Source organism: Stenotrophomonas sp. PAMC25021 (genome assembly GCF_004795795.1).
In the GTDB taxonomy this organism is placed as follows: Bacteria; Pseudomonadota; Gammaproteobacteria; order Xanthomonadales; family Xanthomonadaceae; genus Stenotrophomonas; species Stenotrophomonas muris.
Genome location: NZ_CP039255.1, coordinates 2,612,892 through 2,627,828, shown reverse-complemented (window position 1 = coordinate 2,627,828; position 14,937 = coordinate 2,612,892). Strand labels below are relative to the sequence as shown.

The window sequence follows — 14,937 nt, the reverse complement described above, 5'->3', positions numbered from 1 at the left end:
CAGCCACATGCGAAGGCGCCCTAGGGCGCCTTTGTTGTGTGCGGCCGATAGTGGGGGATGACCACACATGCATACGAGGCGCTGCTGCGCCTGTTGATGGCGGGAGGCGCACTGGCGTCCCGACGGGCCCTGCTGCAGGCCGCGGGCGATGCGGAAACCGCCATCGCGCAAGGCACTGCGACCTGGCGTGCGCACGGTTGCACGCCGGAGCAGTGCGCCGCCCTGGAACGCCCCGATACCCGGGCCTGGACATCGGCCCGGCGCTGGCTGGAACAGGACAACCATCACCTGCTGCCGTGTACCGATCCGGCCTTTCCGCCATCACTGCTGGAGGTACCCAACCCGCCGCTGGCGCTATTCGTGGCCGGTGATCCCTGCCTGGCCTGGCGCCCTTCGGTGGCGCTGGTCGGCAGCCGCTCGCCCACCCCGGGCGGGCGTGCACTGGCCGCGCGTTTTGCCGGCTGCTTCGTCGAGGCCGGCTTGGCGGTGACCAGCGGCCTGGCCGCAGGCATCGATGCGGCCGCGCACCAGGCTGCGCTGGAGGCCGGCGGCTGCACCATGGCAGTGATCGGCACCGGCCCTGACCGGGCCTATCCGGACAGCCACGCGCGGCTGCAGGCGCGGATCGCCGCCGAAGGCGTGGTGCTCAGCGAGTACCTGCCGGGCACGGCTGCCCGTCCCAGCCACTTCCCTGCGCGCAACCGGCTGGTGGCCGGACTGGCGCTGGCCACCGTGGTGGTCGAGGCCGCGCAGCGCTCGGGCGCGCTGATCACCGCGCGCCTGGCCGCCGAGGCGGGCCGCGAGGTCTGTGCCCTGCCCGGGTCGGTGCTCAACCCGCGCGCGGCCGGCTGCCATCGCCTGATCCGCGAGGGCGCGGCGCTGGTCGAGCGCCCCGAGGAGGTCCTGGAACTGCTCGCCCCCGCCCTTCGCCAGCAGCTGCCGGGCTTGCAATCGCGGTTGGCCACCCCCACTGAACAGGCACCGCCGGCGCTCCTGCCGGCGCGCTGGGCCGACGACCCTGACTACCAGTGCTTGTGGCGGGCGCTGGACCACAACCCAAGCGGTATGGATTCACTGATCACGCGTTGTGGATTGACGGCGTCACAGGTGTCCTCCATGCTGCTGGCCATGGAACTGGCGGGAATCGTGGTGTGCGTACACGGCCGCTACTGTCGAACTCCCTAGTTTCTTCACCTCCACAGCGTCGCGCGGCGCAGGCCGAGGGGCAATGAAAGAGAGCATCCTGGATGTACTGCTGTACCTGTTTGAACACTATTTCAGCGAAGATGCGGACCTGATCCGTGACCGCGATTCGCTCCAGAACGGCCTGATCCAGGCCGGTTTCAGCCCCACCGAGATCAACAAGGCGTTCGACTGGCTCGATGCCCTGGCCGCGCAGCGGCCGAGCGTGGCCCAGGCGCGGGTCGATGGCCCCGTGCGCATCTACCACGGCCCAGAGCTGGACAAGCTGGACGTGGAATGCCGCGGCTTCCTGCTGTACCTGGAACAGCACGGCATCCTCGACGCCGACCAGCGCGAGCTGGTGCTGGACCGGGCGATGGCCCTGGACCAGGACGAACTGGACCTGGACGACCTGAAGTGGGTCGTGCTGATGGTGCTGTTCAACCAGCCCGGCTCCGAAGCGGCCTACGCCTGGATGGAGACGCAGATGTTCATGGACGAGCCAGAACCCCTGCACTGACCGTACACTTGGGGGCATAGCGCATTCAGGAGCGTCCCCGTGAGCGAGTGGTTCCACGCAGAAGGCAACCGGCAGCAAGGCCCGCTGCCGGCGGAACAGTTGGTCGAGTTGTTCCGCAACAACCAGATCTCCCTGGACACCCTGGTCTGGCGCGACGGCCTGCCGCAATGGCAGCCGTTGCGCAGCGTGGTCGATGAGCTGGGCCTGATCGTGCCGGCGCTGGACGTCGCCGCGCCGGCCGTGGAACCCGAGCCGGAGCCCGAACCGGAACCGGTTGCGCCGCCGCCGCCGCAACCACCGGTGCTGCCACCGTCCACGCCCTATGCCACGCAGACCCCGGCCGGGGTGCTGCCGCCGCCGAAAAAGAAGCTCTCCGGCTGCGCCCTGACCGCGATCATCGGCGGCGGCCTGCTGCTGGTGCTGGTGCCGGTCATGGCCATCCTCGCGGCGATCGCCCTGCCTGCCTACAACGACTACACCGTGCGTGCCAAGGTTGCCACCGCGGTCAATGCCCTGCAGCCGCTGAAACAGCAGGTGCAGCACTTCGCCGACGACGAAGGCCGCTGCCCCGGTGCCAACGATGCCGGTTTCCCGGCGCCGGGTGATTTCACCCAGGCCGGCCTGTCGGCGGTGAACATCGGCCGCTTCAACAACGGCCACTGCGGCATCGAAGCAACGCTGGCCGTGCCCGGCAAGAGCCTCGATGGCGACCTGCTGTGGCTGGAATATGATCGCGACAGCGGCCGCTGGGAATGCAGCGGTGAAAGCGACGACAAGTACCTGCCGCCGTCGTGCCGCGGCTGAGCCACGTGCACGGCAGCACCTCCAAGGACGATCCAACAGGGAACATGCAATGACCGAGTGGTACTACGCCGAAGGACAGCAACGCCAGGGCCCGCTGCCGGTCCAGGAAATCCGCCAGCGCTTCCAGCGGGGCGAACTGAACCTGGACACCCTGGTCTGGCGCGAAGGCATGGCCCAGTGGGCTGCACTGCGCCAGGTGGTCGATGAGCTCGGCCTGCAGACACTGGCCGATGCCAGCACGGCCACCGCCAGCGGCGGCTTCGACCTGCGCGGCGACTACGCCGCCATCGACAACGGCACTGCACCGCTGCCTGGCACGGGTGCGCTCAGCAGCTCGCCCTACAGCGCCCCGGCCGCTTCCGGTGCCGGTGGCCCGCAGCCGGTGATCGGCGGCGAGGTGGTCTACGCAGGCTTCTGGAAGCGCGTAGCGGCGTACATGATCGACTACTTCGTGCTGGCCATTCCGGGCGGCATCATCGGCGCCATCATCGGCGTGGTGCTTGGCGCCAGCATGGGCGCGGTGGGCAGCGGCGAGACCTCCATCGAAATCGTCGCGCAGGTGGCCAGCGCGCTGATCAACATGGCCATCGGCGTTGCCTACTACACCTGGTTCCATTCCTCGCAGGGTGGCGCCACGCTGGGCAAGATGGCGGTCGGCATCAAGGTCGTGCGCAGCAACGGCGATCGCCTGACCAAGGGCCGCGCCTTCGGCCGCTACTGGGCCATGCTGCTGAGCAGCTTCACCCTCGGCATCGGCTTCCTGATGGCCGCCTTCACCGAGCGCAAGCAGGGCCTGCACGACATGATCTGCGACACCCTGGTGGTCGACCGCTGGGCCTACACCGACCAGCCGCACCTGCAGCGCCATGAGCTGGGCACGGTCACCATCGTGATCCTGGTGCTCACCGGCCTGCTGGTGCTGGCGGGCCTGGTGCTGCTGGTGGCCGCGGTCGGCTTCATCGCCAAGATGGCCTCATGAACGGCCATCCTCACGTCTGGCTGCTTGACAGGGGCTGGCCGGGCGTGATTCCTCTAATAAGGTGAAACCTGAACGCCCGGCACACTACCGGGCGTTCAGCGTATTGATTTGTCCGTGGCCGCTTCACTAATGCGGCCGTTTGCTCCACCCTAGCGGCCCCTCCCCTGCGGCTCGCCCCACAGACACTGCTGCCATGCCCAAGCACCTGCTCATCGTCGAATCGCCGGCCAAGGCCAAGACGATCAACAAATACCTCGGCAAGGACTACACCGTCCTGGCCTCGTATGGGCATGTGCGTGACCTGATTCCGAAGGAAGGCGCGGTCGACCCGGACAACGGGTTCGCCATGCACTACGACGTGATCGACAAGAACGAAAAACATGTCGACGCGATCGCCAAGGCCGCCAAGGGCGCCGACGACATCCTGCTGGCGACCGACCCGGATCGCGAAGGTGAAGCGATCAGCTGGCATATCGCCGAGATCCTGAAGGAACGCGGGCTGGTCAAGGACAAGCCGATGCAGCGCGTGGTGTTCACCGAGATCACCCCGCGCGCCATCAAGGAAGCGATCAGCCAGCCACGCGCGATCGCCAGCGACCTGGTCGATGCCCAGCAGGCGCGCCGCGCGCTGGACTACCTGGTCGGCTTCAACCTGTCGCCGGTGCTGTGGCGCAAGGTCCAGCGCGGCCTGTCCGCCGGCCGCGTGCAGAGCCCGGCGCTGCGCATGATCGTCGAGCGCGAGGAGGAGATCGAAGCCTTCATCGCCCGCGAGTACTGGTCGATCGCCGCCGAGTGCGCACACCCGTCGCAGCACTTCAACGCCAAGCTGGTCAAGCTGGACGGGCAGAAATTCGAGCAGTTCACCATCACCGACGGCGACACCGCCGAAGCCGCCCGCCTGCGCATCCAGCAGGCCGCGCAGGGCTCGCTGCATGTCACCGACGTGGCCAGCAAGGAGCGCAAGCGCCGCCCGGCGCCGCCGTTCACCACCTCCACCCTGCAGCAGGAAGCCTCGCGCAAGCTCGGTTTCACCACCCGCAAGACCATGCAGGTGGCGCAGAAGCTGTATGAAGGCGTGGCGATCGGTGACGAAGGCACCGTCGGCCTCATCTCGTACATGCGTACCGACTCGGTGAACCTGTCGCAGGACGCGCTGGCCGAGATCCGCGACGTGATCGCCCGTGATTACGGCATCGCCTCGCTGCCGGACCAGCCGAACACGTACCAGACCAAGTCCAAGAACGCCCAGGAAGCGCACGAGGCGGTGCGCCCGACCTCGGCCCTGCGCACCCCGGCCCAGGTGGCGCGCTTCCTGACCGACGACGAGCGCCGCCTGTACGAACTGATCTGGAAGCGCGCCGTCGCCTGCCAGATGATCCCGGCCACGCTCAATACCGTCAGCGTCGACCTGTCCGCTGGCAGCGAGCACGTGTTCCGTGCCAGCGGTACCACCGTGGTGGTGCCCGGCTTCCTGGCCGTGTACGAGGAAGGCAAGGACAACAAGAGCGCCGAAGACGAGGACGAAGGCCGCAAGCTGCCGGCGATGAAGCCGGGCGACCGCGTGCCGCTGGAACGCATCCAGGCCGAGCAGCATTTCACCCAGCCGCCGCCGCGCTACACCGAAGCGGCGCTGGTGAAGGCGCTGGAAGAGTACGGCATCGGCCGTCCGTCGACCTACGCCTCGATCATCCAGACCCTGCTGTTCCGCAAGTACGTGGAAATGGAAGGCCGCAGCTTCCGCCCGTCCGACGTCGGCCGCGCGGTGTCCAAGTTCCTGTCCAGCCACTTCACCCAGTACGTGGACTACGACTTCACCGCCAAGCTCGAAGACGAGCTCGACGCCGTCTCGCGTGGCGAAGAAGAGTGGATCCCGCTGATGGCCCGCTTCTGGGAGCCGTTCAAGGAGCTGGTGGAAGACAAGAAGGAATCGGTGGACCGCGCCGAGGCCAGTGGCGCGCGCGAGCTCGGCACCGACCCGAAGACCGGCAAGCCGGTCAGCGTGCGCCTCGGCCGCTTCGGGCCTTACGCCGCCATCGGCAGCACCGCCGAGGACGCCGAGGAGAAGCCGAAATTCGCCTCGCTGCGCCCCGGCCAGTCGATGCACACCATATCCTTGGAAGACGCGCTGGAACTGTTCCTGATGCCACGCGCGCTGGGCGAGGACAACGGCGAGCCGGTCAGCGTCGGCATCGGCCGCTTCGGCCCGTTCGCCAAGCGCGGCAGCACCTATGCCTCGCTGAAGAAGGAAGACGACCCGTACACCATCGACCTGGCCCGCGCCGTGTTCCTGATCGAAGAGAAGGAAGAGATCGCGCGCAACCGGATCATCAAGGAGTTCGAGGGCAGCGACATCCAGGTGCTGAACGGCCGCTTCGGCCCGTACATCAGCGACGGCAGGATGAACGGCAAGATCCCCAAGGATCGCGAGCCGGCATCGCTGACCCTGGCCGAAGTGCAGCAGCTGATGGAAGAAACCGGCAAGCCCGTGCGCAAGGGCTTCGGCGCCAAGAAGGCTGCCGCGAAGAAGGCACCGGCCAAGAAGGCGGCGGTGAAGAAGGAAGCGGCGCCGAAGAAGGCCGCAGCCAAGAAAGCGCCTGCCAAGAAGGCGGCGAAGAAGGCCGTGGTAAAGAAGGCCGCTGCAAAGAAGGCACCGGCGAAGAAGGCCGTCAAGAAAGCCGCGAAGTAGATTCACGCCATGCGTGGATAAGGGGTAGTGCCGGCCGCTGGCCGGCAACATCCAGAAGCACCCGATGCCGGCCAGCGGCCGGCACTACCGGGCCAGGGTCCACCCCTTCTGCACGCCGCAGGGGGATAATGGGGGCCCACGTCGGGCCGGTCGCCGCCATGAAAGAACTCACCCTGGACTCTGCTGTCGCCACGCTCCGCGCCGGCGGCGTGATCGCCTATCCGACCGAAGCGGTCTGGGGCCTGGGCTGTGATCCCTCGCATGAGGCGGCGGTGCACATGGTGCTGCGGCTGAAGCAGCGCCCGATCGAGAAGGGCATGATCCTGGTCGCCGCCGAATTGTCGCAGCTGGAGGGCTGGGTGCGCCTGCAGGCGTTGCCCGATGCCCGCCAGCGCGCGGTGCTGGCCAGCTGGCCGGGTGCCAACACCTGGATCCTGCCGGCCGGTCCGCGCGCCCAGCCCTGGATTACCGGCGAGCACAGCGGCATCGCCGTGCGCATCAGCGCGCACCCGCTGGTCGCCGCACTGTGCCGCGCCTGGGGGGGGCCCCTCGTCTCCACCAGCGCCAACCTGGCCGGTGAACCACCGGCACGCAGCCGTGCCGAGCTGGATCCACGCCTGCTGCGCCTGCTCGATGGCATCCTCGATGGCGAAACCGGCGGCCTGGCCCAGCCCACCCCGATCCGCGACGCGCTCAGCGGCAACGTGCTGCGCTCCTGAGCGGACGATTGCACTGCCACGCACAATCACGCACCCTGCCGCCATGAACCTGCTGCGCACCGCCCTGGGCCTGTGCCTGCTGCTGCCATGGACCGCACCGGCCGCCGAGGACGTGCGCGTCTACCGCTGCGTCGCCAGCAATGGCGCCGTGGCCCTGCAGGACAGGCCCTGCAGCAGCGGCCGGCAGGAGGTGCGTGACCTGCAGCGCCCGCGCGATCCGGCACCCCGGGTGGTGCGCAGTGACGCCCCTCCCGCGGCGCCCAGCGAGGTTCCGGTGATGCGCGATCGCGAAGCCCGCCACGTCTACATCCAGCCGCCACAACCGTTGTACGAGTGCGTGAGCGACGACGGTCGCCGCTACACCAGCGACAGCAACGAGGGCAATCCGCGCTGGGTCCCGTTGTGGACCAGCGTGTGGCTCCCGCACGGGCACCACGGCGCGGTCCATCCCGGTCCACGCCCGGGCTTCGGCACGCCGGTCGGTGCGCCGATCGGTGAAGGCACAGGCTACCGGCCGCCTGCGGTGGGCGTCGGCGTGCAGGTGCCGGCCGGCAGCGTGCTGGTCCGTGACAGCTGCCATGCGCTGCCGCCGCAGGACGTCTGTGCGCGCCTGCGTGACCGCCGCTGGGAACTGGACCGCCGTTACAACAGCGCGCTGCAGAGTGAGCGCACCGCCATCAGCAATGAACAGCGTGGCATCGACGCGCGCCTGTCGCGGGACTGCGAACGCTGAGCGCGATGCCTGCCTGGGCATGTACGCTGTGCGCATGAAGAACCTGATCTGGCTGGCCCTGGGCCTGTTCGCCGGCAACGCGTTGGCCGACGACGGGGTGATCTACCGTTGTACCTCCAGCAGCAGCGATGTGCCCACCCTGCAACGCACGCCCTGCCCTGCCGGCAGCAAGCAGCAGGTGGTGAGGGTGCCGGCCAGTGCTCCGCCGGCGCCGGCCTCAGCGGCACCCGTGCCGGCCGCGCCCGGACCGGCCGCGGCCACTGCGCCGTCCGTTCCCGCACCCGCGCCTCGTCGCCCCGGGGAAGGACGCACGATCATGGAAGCTGGCATGGTCGAACGCGAAGGCGGCGATCTGATACTCGACAGTGCATCGCTGCCACGCCAGGCCGATGCCGCGCCGGACAGCAATGCGCCGCCGAAGCCGCCGCTGCCACCGATCTTCCAGTGCACCGACAGCCAGGGCGGTGGCTACCTGCACGAATACGAAGCCGCCCCCGGGCGCTGCGAACTGATGACCGTGCAGGGACTGGGCGGCGCCACGCCGGTCAATGCCGCCGGCTGCGAAGTGGTGCGCGACCGCTGCGAGGAACTGCCGGACGCGCAGCGCTGCAGCAGCTGGCAGCAACGCTTCCGCGACGCACGTGGCCGTGAGCGGTTCGCCTCGCCGGAAAACCGCGACAACGCCCGTGGGGAACGCGAACGGCTGCAGGGCGTGCTGGAGGCCAGCAACTGCCCGGTACCGGGGTGACAGCCACCCGGTAGTGCCGGCCGCTGGCCGGCAATCGCAGGATCTTCAAATGATTCCAGTTGCCGGCCAGCGGCCGGCACTACCTTTTGGAAGATCAGAACCCGTAGCGCAGGAAGCCGCCATCCACCGCGATGCATTCGCCGGTGACATAGCTGGCCGCCGGCAGGCACAGGAAGCCAACGGCTGCGGCCACTTCCTCCGGCTCGCCGATGCGGCGCATCGGCGTGCGGTTGATCACTTCCTCGTAGTAGTCCGGGTCCGACAACGGACCGGACGTGCGCCGCGTGCGGATGTACCAGGGCGCCACCGCGTTGACCCGGATGCCATCCTCCGCCCACTCGACGGCCAGGTTGCGGGTCATCTGGTGCATCGCCGCCTTGGTCATGCCATAGACCACGCCACTGCGCACATGGGTCAGCCCGGACACGCTGCCGACATTGACGATCGACGACGACGCGTGCCGGGCCAGCAGCGGATGCGCGTAGCGCGACAGCTCGAAGGCCGAGAACAGGTTGGTCTCGAAGATCTTGCGCCATTCGTCCTCGGAATATTCCGTGGCCGCCTTGGTGACGTTGCCACCGGCATTGTTGACCAGGATGTGCAGGCCATCGCTGTGATCTTCCACCCAGTCCAGGATCTGCCGACGGTCCTCGTCATCGGAGACATCGGCCGCCAGCGCGTGCACCTGGTGCTGCGGATAGACATCCAGCAGTTCGTCGCGCGCCGTTTCCAGCATGTCGATGTCGCGGCCGACGATCATCAGGTCGGCGCCGAGGCCAGCCAGTTCGTGCGCAATGGCCAGGCCAATACCGGCGCTGGCACCCGTGATCAGGGCCGTCTGGCCGTCCAGGCGCCACCGTTGCTGGGTCATGAGTCCTCCGGGGCCGCGCCCGCTGTGTTTCGATGCCGCAAGGATACGCGCTCACGGCGGCCCTCTGCCGAGGATGCGACACTGCACGTACGCCCACTGCGGAGAGCCGCCATGCGCATCCTGACCCTGTTCTCGTCCCTGCTGGCCGGCGTGCTGTTGGTGGCCTGCCAGCGGCCGCCGACGCCGAACCCGGAGAAGCCACCGGTGCCCAAAGCGATGTCGCGTGCGATGCAGGAACCGCTGGACCGCGCCAAGGGCGGGCAGAAAGCGGTGGAAGAGGCCGCCGCACGCGAACGCAAGGCCGAGGCCGACGCGACGCAGTGACCTGTGGGGTCAGAGCCCTTTGCGGGGCAAAGGGATCCGACCCCATGAACGAAAACGCCCGGCCAGAGCCGGGCGTTTTCATTCGGTACCGTTGCCGATCAGAATCCGCAGAAGCAGTACGCCAGCGCCTTCACCGGAGCGCCATTGCCCTTCTCGCGGGCCGCGTTCTCGACGAAGCGCAACTGAGTGTCCACTTCCGGCATCGTGCGTGCCAGCATCATCCGCGCCATCCCCGAATCGGACAGCATCCAGGCACCGGCGCGGCTGCCGGCGAAACCGCTGACGAACTGCGCGAACGGCGTGGCCGCCTTCTCGATGTAGCGCACGCGATAGGCATCGGCCTTGCCCAGCTTGGCGCGGCTGGCCGCATCGGCCACCGCGTCCTTCAGGCCACCGAAGGCATCGACCAGGCCGCGTTCCTTGGCCTGTGCACCGCTCCACACGCGGCCACGGGCGACCTCGTCCACGGCCTCGACCGGCTTCTTGCGGGCGTCGGCGACACGGCCGGTGAAGTCCGCGTAGCCCTTGTTGATCACCGTCTGGATGACCTGGCCCACGGCCGGGTCCATCGGGCGGGTGACATCGAAGGCGCCGGCGAAGCGGGTGGTGCCGACACCGTCGGTGTGCACGCCGATCTTGTCCAGCGCGCGGCTGAAGTTCGGCACCATGCCGAAGATGCCGATCGAACCGGTGATGGTCGACGGATCGGCATAGATGCGATCGGCGTTCATGCTGATCCAGTAGCCACCGGAAGCGGCCAGATCACCCATCGACACCACGACCGGCTTGCCAGCGGCCTGCAGGGCTACCACTTCACGACGGATCTGCTCGGAGGCGAACACTTCACCGCCCGGCGAATCCACCCGCAGCACCACCGACTTCACGTTGTCGTCGTCGCGCGCGGCACGCAGCAGCGCCGAGGTCGACTCGCCACCGATGCGGCCGGCCGGCAGGTCACCGCCACTGATTTCGCCGGCGGCCACCACCACGGCCACCTGCGGACGCGAGTCCACCGGGTTGCGGCGCGCGTCGAGTAGGGCCAGGTAGCGGCCGAAGTCAACGTTGCGGAAACCACCGTCGGCATCCTCGTCGGCCACGCCGCGCTCGATCATCAGATCCTCGAATTCCTCGCGGGTCTTCAGCGCGGTCACCAGCTTCTGCTGCAGGGCGAACTTGGCCAGGTCACCACCGGCGGCAGCGATGCCTTCCGGCAGGGTGTCGATGCCGGCGGCCAGCTGTGCCGGATCCAGGCGGCGGGCCTTGGCGATGTCGCCCAGGTAGCGCTGCCACACGTCGTTCATCCAGAACAGGTCGGCTTCCTTGGAGGCCGGCGACGCCGCGTCGAGCACGTACGGCTCGGCCGCGGACTTGTACTCGCCCACCTTGAACAGGTGCACGTCCACGCCCAGCTTGTCCTGCAGGCCGGTGCGGAAGTACTGGCGGTAGCGGCCGAGGCCTTCGAGCACGACCGACCCCATCGGGTCCAGGTAGACCTCGTCGGCCTGCGCGGCCAGCAGGTACTGCGACTGGCCCATGCTCTCGCTGTAGGCCACCAGCTGCTTGCCGGAGGCGCGCAGGTCCTGCAGCGCGGCGGCCACCTCACGCAGCGAGGCGAAACCGGACGGCTGCAGCTTGTCCAGCTCCAGCACCACGCGCTCGATCTTCTTGTCTTCCTTGGCCGACTCGATCACCCGCAGCAGATCGCGCAGCTGGATCTCCTCGGCGCCGTTGTCACCCACCGCCTTGGCCAGCGCGCGGCTGACCGGGTCGGCGCTGAACTGCTCGACCAAGCGGCCTTCCGGCGCGATCACGAGCGTCGTGCGGTCCTGCAGCGACTTGCTGGCACCGGCACCCATGCCGGCGGCGATGACGAACATCACCAGCAGCAGGAACAGCAGGCCGAAGAACACCAGGTTGAGGATCAACCGGCGGGTGAAGTTCATGACGTCCCACAGCCCGATGAAGAAACTGGCGACGGGGTTGCGACGCGCCGGGGGCAGCGGGGGCACGGGTTGATTCATGGAACGCTCCGGATGGCTTCTTGCCGTGGTACCAGCATAGCCGGTGCCGCGTGATGCAGCATCGGACACAAGTCAGGGGATCGCCCGTCACGGGTGAACGTGGCGGGCGGGAAGATCAGGACAGCGCGGATTGCCCGATGCGCTGGCTGCTGCGGCGCAGGCGCCAGCCCATCAGGATGGCAGCGGCGGTCAGGCCGACGATCAGGCCGATCCACATGCCCTGCGGGCCCATGCCCAGCCCCAGGCCGAGCCCGGCGCCGAGCGGCATGCCCAGGCCCCAGTACGCGAACATGGCGATGAACATCGGCACGCGGGTGTCCTTCAGGCCGCGCAGCGCGCCGGCCGACAGCACCTGGATGCCGTCCGGGAACTGGAAGGTGGCCGCGTACAGCAGCAGGGTCGAGGCCAGGCCGGCCACCGCCAGGTCGTTGGTGTACACACCGACGATGGCATCGTGGCCGAACAGCAGCACCGCCGCCGACAACGTCTGCGTGCCCATGATGATCGCGTAACCGGCCCAGGCCGCACGCCGCACGCCGAAGCCGTCACCACGGCCGACCGCATGGCCGACGCGCACGGTGGTGGCCTCGGCCACGCCCATCGGGATCATGAAGCACAGCTGCGCGACATTGATCGCGATCTGGTGCGCAGCGGCTTCGTTGGCACCAAGGCGGCCGATCAGCAGCGCGGTGACGATGAACAGGCCGCCCTCCATCAGCACGGTGATGCCGATCGGCAGGCCGGTGCGCAGCAAGTCCCAGATCGCCTTCCAGCGCGGCCCTTCGAAATGCGAGAACAGCTGCAGATGGGCGAAGCGCCTGGTGAACCACAGGTAGGTGGCGAAGGCGATTGCCTGCAGCCACATCATCACCGCCGAGGCGATGCCCAGGCCTTCGGCGCCCATTTCCGGGAAGCCGAGCTTGCCGTTGGCCAGCACATAGCCCATCGGTGCCAGCACCAGCAGGCCACCGAAGCCGAGCAGCATGGTCGGCAGCGTCCAGTGCATGCCTTCACTGAGATAGCGCATGCAGAAGTACAGGGTCAGCGCAGGTCCGCCCCAGCGCACCGCATGCAGGAACGCGGTCGCCCCCGGCACGATGTCCGGCGCGATGCCGAACGACGGCAGCAGCGGCGGCACCACGGTGAGGAAGGTGAACATGATCAGGCCCAGCCCCAAGGCCAGCCACAGTGCCTGGCGGAACAGCGGGCCGATCTCGCGCTCGCGGCCGGCGCCATGCAGCTGCGACACCGAGGCGGTGAGCGAGATCAGGGTGCCGATCGGAATCAGCATCGGCAGCCACAGCAGCGCCGTACCGATGGTGACGGCGGCCAGTGTGGCCGTGGCGTGGTGGCCGGCAATCACGTTGTCGACGAAGGAGATCAGACCGGTGGACACATGGCCCAGCACAAGCGGCAGGGCGAGCAGACCGGTGGCGCCGACTTCCTTGCTGAAGCGCGGCGTGGAGGTTGCAGTAGACATAAGGTGCTTGACGCGAACTGCGGTTGCGCGCGAAGGGCACAGGCACCGGGTTGCGGGCGCCCATCTTACGCGGGCGGCGCGTGCATTCCCATGACATGGCGTGAATGCTGGGTTTCAGCCGCCCCACACAAAAAGGGGACGGAGGGAATTAAGTCGTTTCAGGCCCGCTAGTGCCGGATGCGACTTAATCCCCTCCGTCCCCTTTTTTACTGGCCGGCCTGGCGCTTGAGCCAGCTGTCGCGCTCGGCGGCGGGCACGGCGAGGAAAGCGCTGCGCACTGCGTCGCGTTCCTGCGGTGGCGTGCGCTGCGCGACCAGAGTCAGCTGGGCCAGCTGCGCCGGGCTGAGCTGGCGCAGTACGGCCAGCGCGGTCTCGCGCTGTTCCGGCGGCACGAAGCCGAACAAGCCATGCAGCTTGGGGAATTCCAGGCCCAGTTGCGGGCCCAGCCGCCACCCGTCGCGGAACGCCTGGTCCTGGTCGCGGAACTGTTGGCGCAGGCGCTGCTGCTGGTCCGCAGGCAGCGCATTGAATCGCGCAGCCGCCTGGCGGATGCGCTCGCGCTCTCCTTCCGGCAGCGCGCGCCAGGCGGCGTAGTCGGCGCGGCGCTGGCGCTGCTGCTGCGCATCGAGCTGGGCGAAGCCAGAGGGTGCTGCCGTCGACGGTGCTGGCGAAGCCACCGGCGTGGCCGGCGACGTCGGTGGCGGCAACGGCACGTTCAACGATTGCGGCGCGGCAGACAGCGACAACGGCAGGGCCAGCAGCAGGCTGGCGAACACGGACTTATTCATCGGCAGCAGCGGTTTCCAGCGTGGCACTGGCCGGCTCCGGCCGGCTCGGCCTGGATTGCGATTCATCCACCGGCAGCGGGCCGCCCGCGGCAGTCCACGCGTACAGGTCGGCATCGGCAACCAGCGGGTAGTCACGATCGGCCAGCATCGCTGCGTCGTCCGTGGCCTGGGCCGTGGTCGCATCCGGCGTGGCGTTGACCTTGCTGGGTGGCAGGGCTTCCACCGTCACCGGACCGGCTTCGCCCACCACCCCCTCCGGCAGCGGTGCATCACTGCCGAAGGAATGCCCCTGCCAGTGGCGCCAGCCCAGCGCTGCGGCCAACAGTATCGCCACGGTCGCCAGCAGGATCAGCGGACCGCGCCAACGTGGCTTGGCGTTCGTGCGACGGCGCTTGCCATTGGCGGCCGCCCGCTCATCGCGCTGCGGTGCGCGCCAGCTCGGGGTCGGGGCTTCATTGTGGGCGGTCGCGGCGGCGGGTTGCTGCAGCTGCTGCAGGCGCGCGGCCGGCAACTCACGGATACGCGCCTGCACCTGTTCGGCCAACTGGCGCCAGGCCGAGGCATCCGGCTGGCCGTGGGCATCACGCGGGCAGGCGTCGGCCAGCAGGTGCTGGTAGCCGGCCTCGTCCTGGTCGAGCACGCGCATGGCGATGCCCTCGTCCAGGCTGCCCCCCACCCGCAGCAGCAGCGCAAGGCGCGGCAGCGGCGGCATCGCGCCCAGCACGGCCAACGGCGGCAGCCACTGCCCGCCCACCGGCTCGCGCAGCGCCTGGCGCTGGCCCAGAAGGGTCCAGAAGCGGGTCGGCCACTGCGCCATCGGCAGGTCGCTGGCCACTGCGGCAAAGGCGCGCATCACCGCCACCAGGGTCTGCTCGGCACGCGCGGCATCGCCGCACTGCAGTTCAGCGACCACCAAGGCACGGCGCTCGACGCCACGCAGGAACGCCGACAGCGCGCCGGCCGCGGTCGAGGAAACAGGGGCGGGCACAGCCGTCATCGGTCACTCCAAAGGTCTGCCGGCATGATAGCGGCAGGCCATCGACGCCCGTAGGACTTGCGCCCACAGGCACTTCGTGCTGCAG

14 protein-coding genes are annotated in these 14,937 nt (G+C 68.6%); 9 read left to right on the top strand and 5 right to left on the bottom strand.

The features are described from left to right. The first annotated feature begins 57 nt into the window (after nucleotides 1-57). From dprA to E5790_RS12330, 8 genes are all read left to right on the top strand, one after another. Nucleotides 58-1,185, top strand: coding sequence for a DNA-processing protein DprA (dprA, locus tag E5790_RS12365; protein ID WP_111206760.1), 1,128 nt, complete (start codon nucleotides 58-60; stop codon nucleotides 1,183-1,185). A 43-nt stretch (nucleotides 1,186-1,228) separates the two neighbouring features. Continuing rightward, a complete protein-coding gene (locus E5790_RS12360; protein ID WP_005419622.1) occupies nucleotides 1,229-1,702 on the top strand; it encodes a DUF494 family protein in 474 nt (157 codons plus the stop codon). A 39-nt stretch (nucleotides 1,703-1,741) separates the two neighbouring features. Next, a complete protein-coding gene (locus E5790_RS12355) occupies nucleotides 1,742-2,506 on the top strand; it encodes a pilin (RefSeq protein WP_014648567.1) in 765 nt (254 codons plus the stop codon). A gap of 49 nt (nucleotides 2,507-2,555) precedes the next feature. After that, complete coding sequence (locus E5790_RS12350; protein WP_014648568.1) at nucleotides 2,556-3,485, top strand: RDD family protein; 930 nt, start codon at nucleotides 2,556-2,558, stop codon at nucleotides 3,483-3,485. A 193-nt stretch (nucleotides 3,486-3,678) separates the two neighbouring features. After that, on the top strand, nucleotides 3,679-6,171 hold the full coding sequence (locus E5790_RS12345) for a DNA topoisomerase I (protein ID WP_049408649.1): 2,493 nt from the start codon (nucleotides 3,679-3,681) through the stop codon (nucleotides 6,169-6,171). 128 nt (nucleotides 6,172-6,299) lie between these two features. Continuing rightward, nucleotides 6,300-6,890: a Sua5/YciO/YrdC/YwlC family protein gene (locus tag E5790_RS12340; protein WP_080053022.1), complete on the top strand. Its 591-nt coding sequence runs from the start codon at nucleotides 6,300-6,302 to the stop codon at nucleotides 6,888-6,890. Nucleotides 6,891-6,933: 43 nt separating this feature from the next. Further along, nucleotides 6,934-7,623, top strand: a complete 690-nt coding sequence (locus tag E5790_RS12335) for a DUF4124 domain-containing protein (protein WP_111206762.1) — start codon at nucleotides 6,934-6,936, stop codon at nucleotides 7,621-7,623. 34 nt (nucleotides 7,624-7,657) lie between these two features. Then, nucleotides 7,658-8,371, top strand: a complete 714-nt coding sequence (locus tag E5790_RS12330) for a hypothetical protein (RefSeq protein WP_041864295.1) — start codon at nucleotides 7,658-7,660, stop codon at nucleotides 8,369-8,371. A gap of 94 nt (nucleotides 8,372-8,465) precedes the next feature. Here E5790_RS12330 and E5790_RS12325 read toward each other — a convergent pair whose 3' ends face one another. Further along, nucleotides 8,466-9,242, bottom strand: a complete 777-nt coding sequence (locus E5790_RS12325) for an SDR family oxidoreductase (RefSeq protein WP_014038643.1) — start codon at nucleotides 9,240-9,242, stop codon at nucleotides 8,466-8,468. Nucleotides 9,243-9,353: 111 nt separating this feature from the next. Here E5790_RS12325 and E5790_RS12320 point away from each other — a divergent pair, with 111 nt between their 5' ends. After that, on the top strand, nucleotides 9,354-9,566 hold the full coding sequence (locus E5790_RS12320; RefSeq protein ID WP_111206763.1) for a hypothetical protein: 213 nt from the start codon (nucleotides 9,354-9,356) through the stop codon (nucleotides 9,564-9,566). Nucleotides 9,567-9,664: 98 nt separating this feature from the next. On the opposite strand, the gene sppA is transcribed toward E5790_RS12320, so the two are convergent. The 4 genes from sppA to E5790_RS12300 all read right to left on the bottom strand — a co-directional run bounded on the left by sppA (nucleotide 9,665) and on the right by E5790_RS12300 (nucleotide 14,852). Further along, the gene (gene sppA / locus E5790_RS12315; RefSeq protein ID WP_032958263.1) at nucleotides 9,665-11,587 is read right to left on the bottom strand and encodes a signal peptide peptidase SppA; all 1,923 of its coding nucleotides are present in this window, start codon (nucleotides 11,585-11,587) and stop codon (nucleotides 9,665-9,667) included. A 115-nt stretch (nucleotides 11,588-11,702) separates the two neighbouring features. Further along, a complete protein-coding gene (locus E5790_RS12310) occupies nucleotides 11,703-13,067 on the bottom strand; it encodes an MATE family efflux transporter (RefSeq protein WP_046432753.1) in 1,365 nt (454 codons plus the stop codon). A gap of 206 nt (nucleotides 13,068-13,273) precedes the next feature. Then, entirely contained in the window at nucleotides 13,274-13,855 is a 582-nt protein-coding gene (locus E5790_RS12305) for a DUF3106 domain-containing protein (protein ID WP_032958258.1), read from the bottom strand. Next, nucleotides 13,848-14,852, bottom strand: coding sequence for a hypothetical protein (locus E5790_RS12300; RefSeq protein WP_014648577.1), 1,005 nt, complete (start codon nucleotides 14,850-14,852; stop codon nucleotides 13,848-13,850). Before E5790_RS12300 ends, E5790_RS12305 begins: the two co-directional genes overlap by 8 nt. Nucleotides 14,853-14,937 lie beyond the last annotated feature (85 nt).

What these genes read in the sequence shown, in the direction of transcription:
- E5790_RS12310 (WP_046432753.1), bottom strand. Translation starts at nt 13,067, where the DNA reads ATGTCTACTGCAACCTCCACGCCGCGCTTCAGCAAGGAAGTCGGCGCC.
- E5790_RS12325 (WP_014038643.1), bottom strand. Translation starts at nt 9,242, where the DNA reads ATGACCCAGCAACGGTGGCGCCTGGACGGCCAGACGGCCCTGATCACG.
- E5790_RS12300 (WP_014648577.1), bottom strand. Translation starts at nt 14,852, where the DNA reads ATGACGGCTGTGCCCGCCCCTGTTTCCTCGACCGCGGCCGGCGCGCTG.
- E5790_RS12320 (WP_111206763.1), top strand. Translation starts at nt 9,354, where the DNA reads ATGCGCATCCTGACCCTGTTCTCGTCCCTGCTGGCCGGCGTGCTGTTG.
- E5790_RS12330 (WP_041864295.1), top strand. Translation starts at nt 7,658, where the DNA reads ATGAAGAACCTGATCTGGCTGGCCCTGGGCCTGTTCGCCGGCAACGCG.
- E5790_RS12340 (WP_080053022.1), top strand. Translation starts at nt 6,300, where the DNA reads ATGGGGGCCCACGTCGGGCCGGTCGCCGCCATGAAAGAACTCACCCTG.
- E5790_RS12350 (WP_014648568.1), top strand. Translation starts at nt 2,556, where the DNA reads ATGACCGAGTGGTACTACGCCGAAGGACAGCAACGCCAGGGCCCGCTG.
- sppA (WP_032958263.1), bottom strand. Translation starts at nt 11,587, where the DNA reads ATGAATCAACCCGTGCCCCCGCTGCCCCCGGCGCGTCGCAACCCCGTC.
- E5790_RS12335 (WP_111206762.1), top strand. Translation starts at nt 6,934, where the DNA reads ATGAACCTGCTGCGCACCGCCCTGGGCCTGTGCCTGCTGCTGCCATGG.
- dprA (WP_111206760.1), top strand. Translation starts at nt 58, where the DNA reads ATGACCACACATGCATACGAGGCGCTGCTGCGCCTGTTGATGGCGGGA.
- E5790_RS12305 (WP_032958258.1), bottom strand. Translation starts at nt 13,855, where the DNA reads ATGAATAAGTCCGTGTTCGCCAGCCTGCTGCTGGCCCTGCCGTTGTCG.
- E5790_RS12360 (WP_005419622.1), top strand. Translation starts at nt 1,229, where the DNA reads ATGAAAGAGAGCATCCTGGATGTACTGCTGTACCTGTTTGAACACTAT.
- E5790_RS12345 (WP_049408649.1), top strand. Translation starts at nt 3,679, where the DNA reads ATGCCCAAGCACCTGCTCATCGTCGAATCGCCGGCCAAGGCCAAGACG.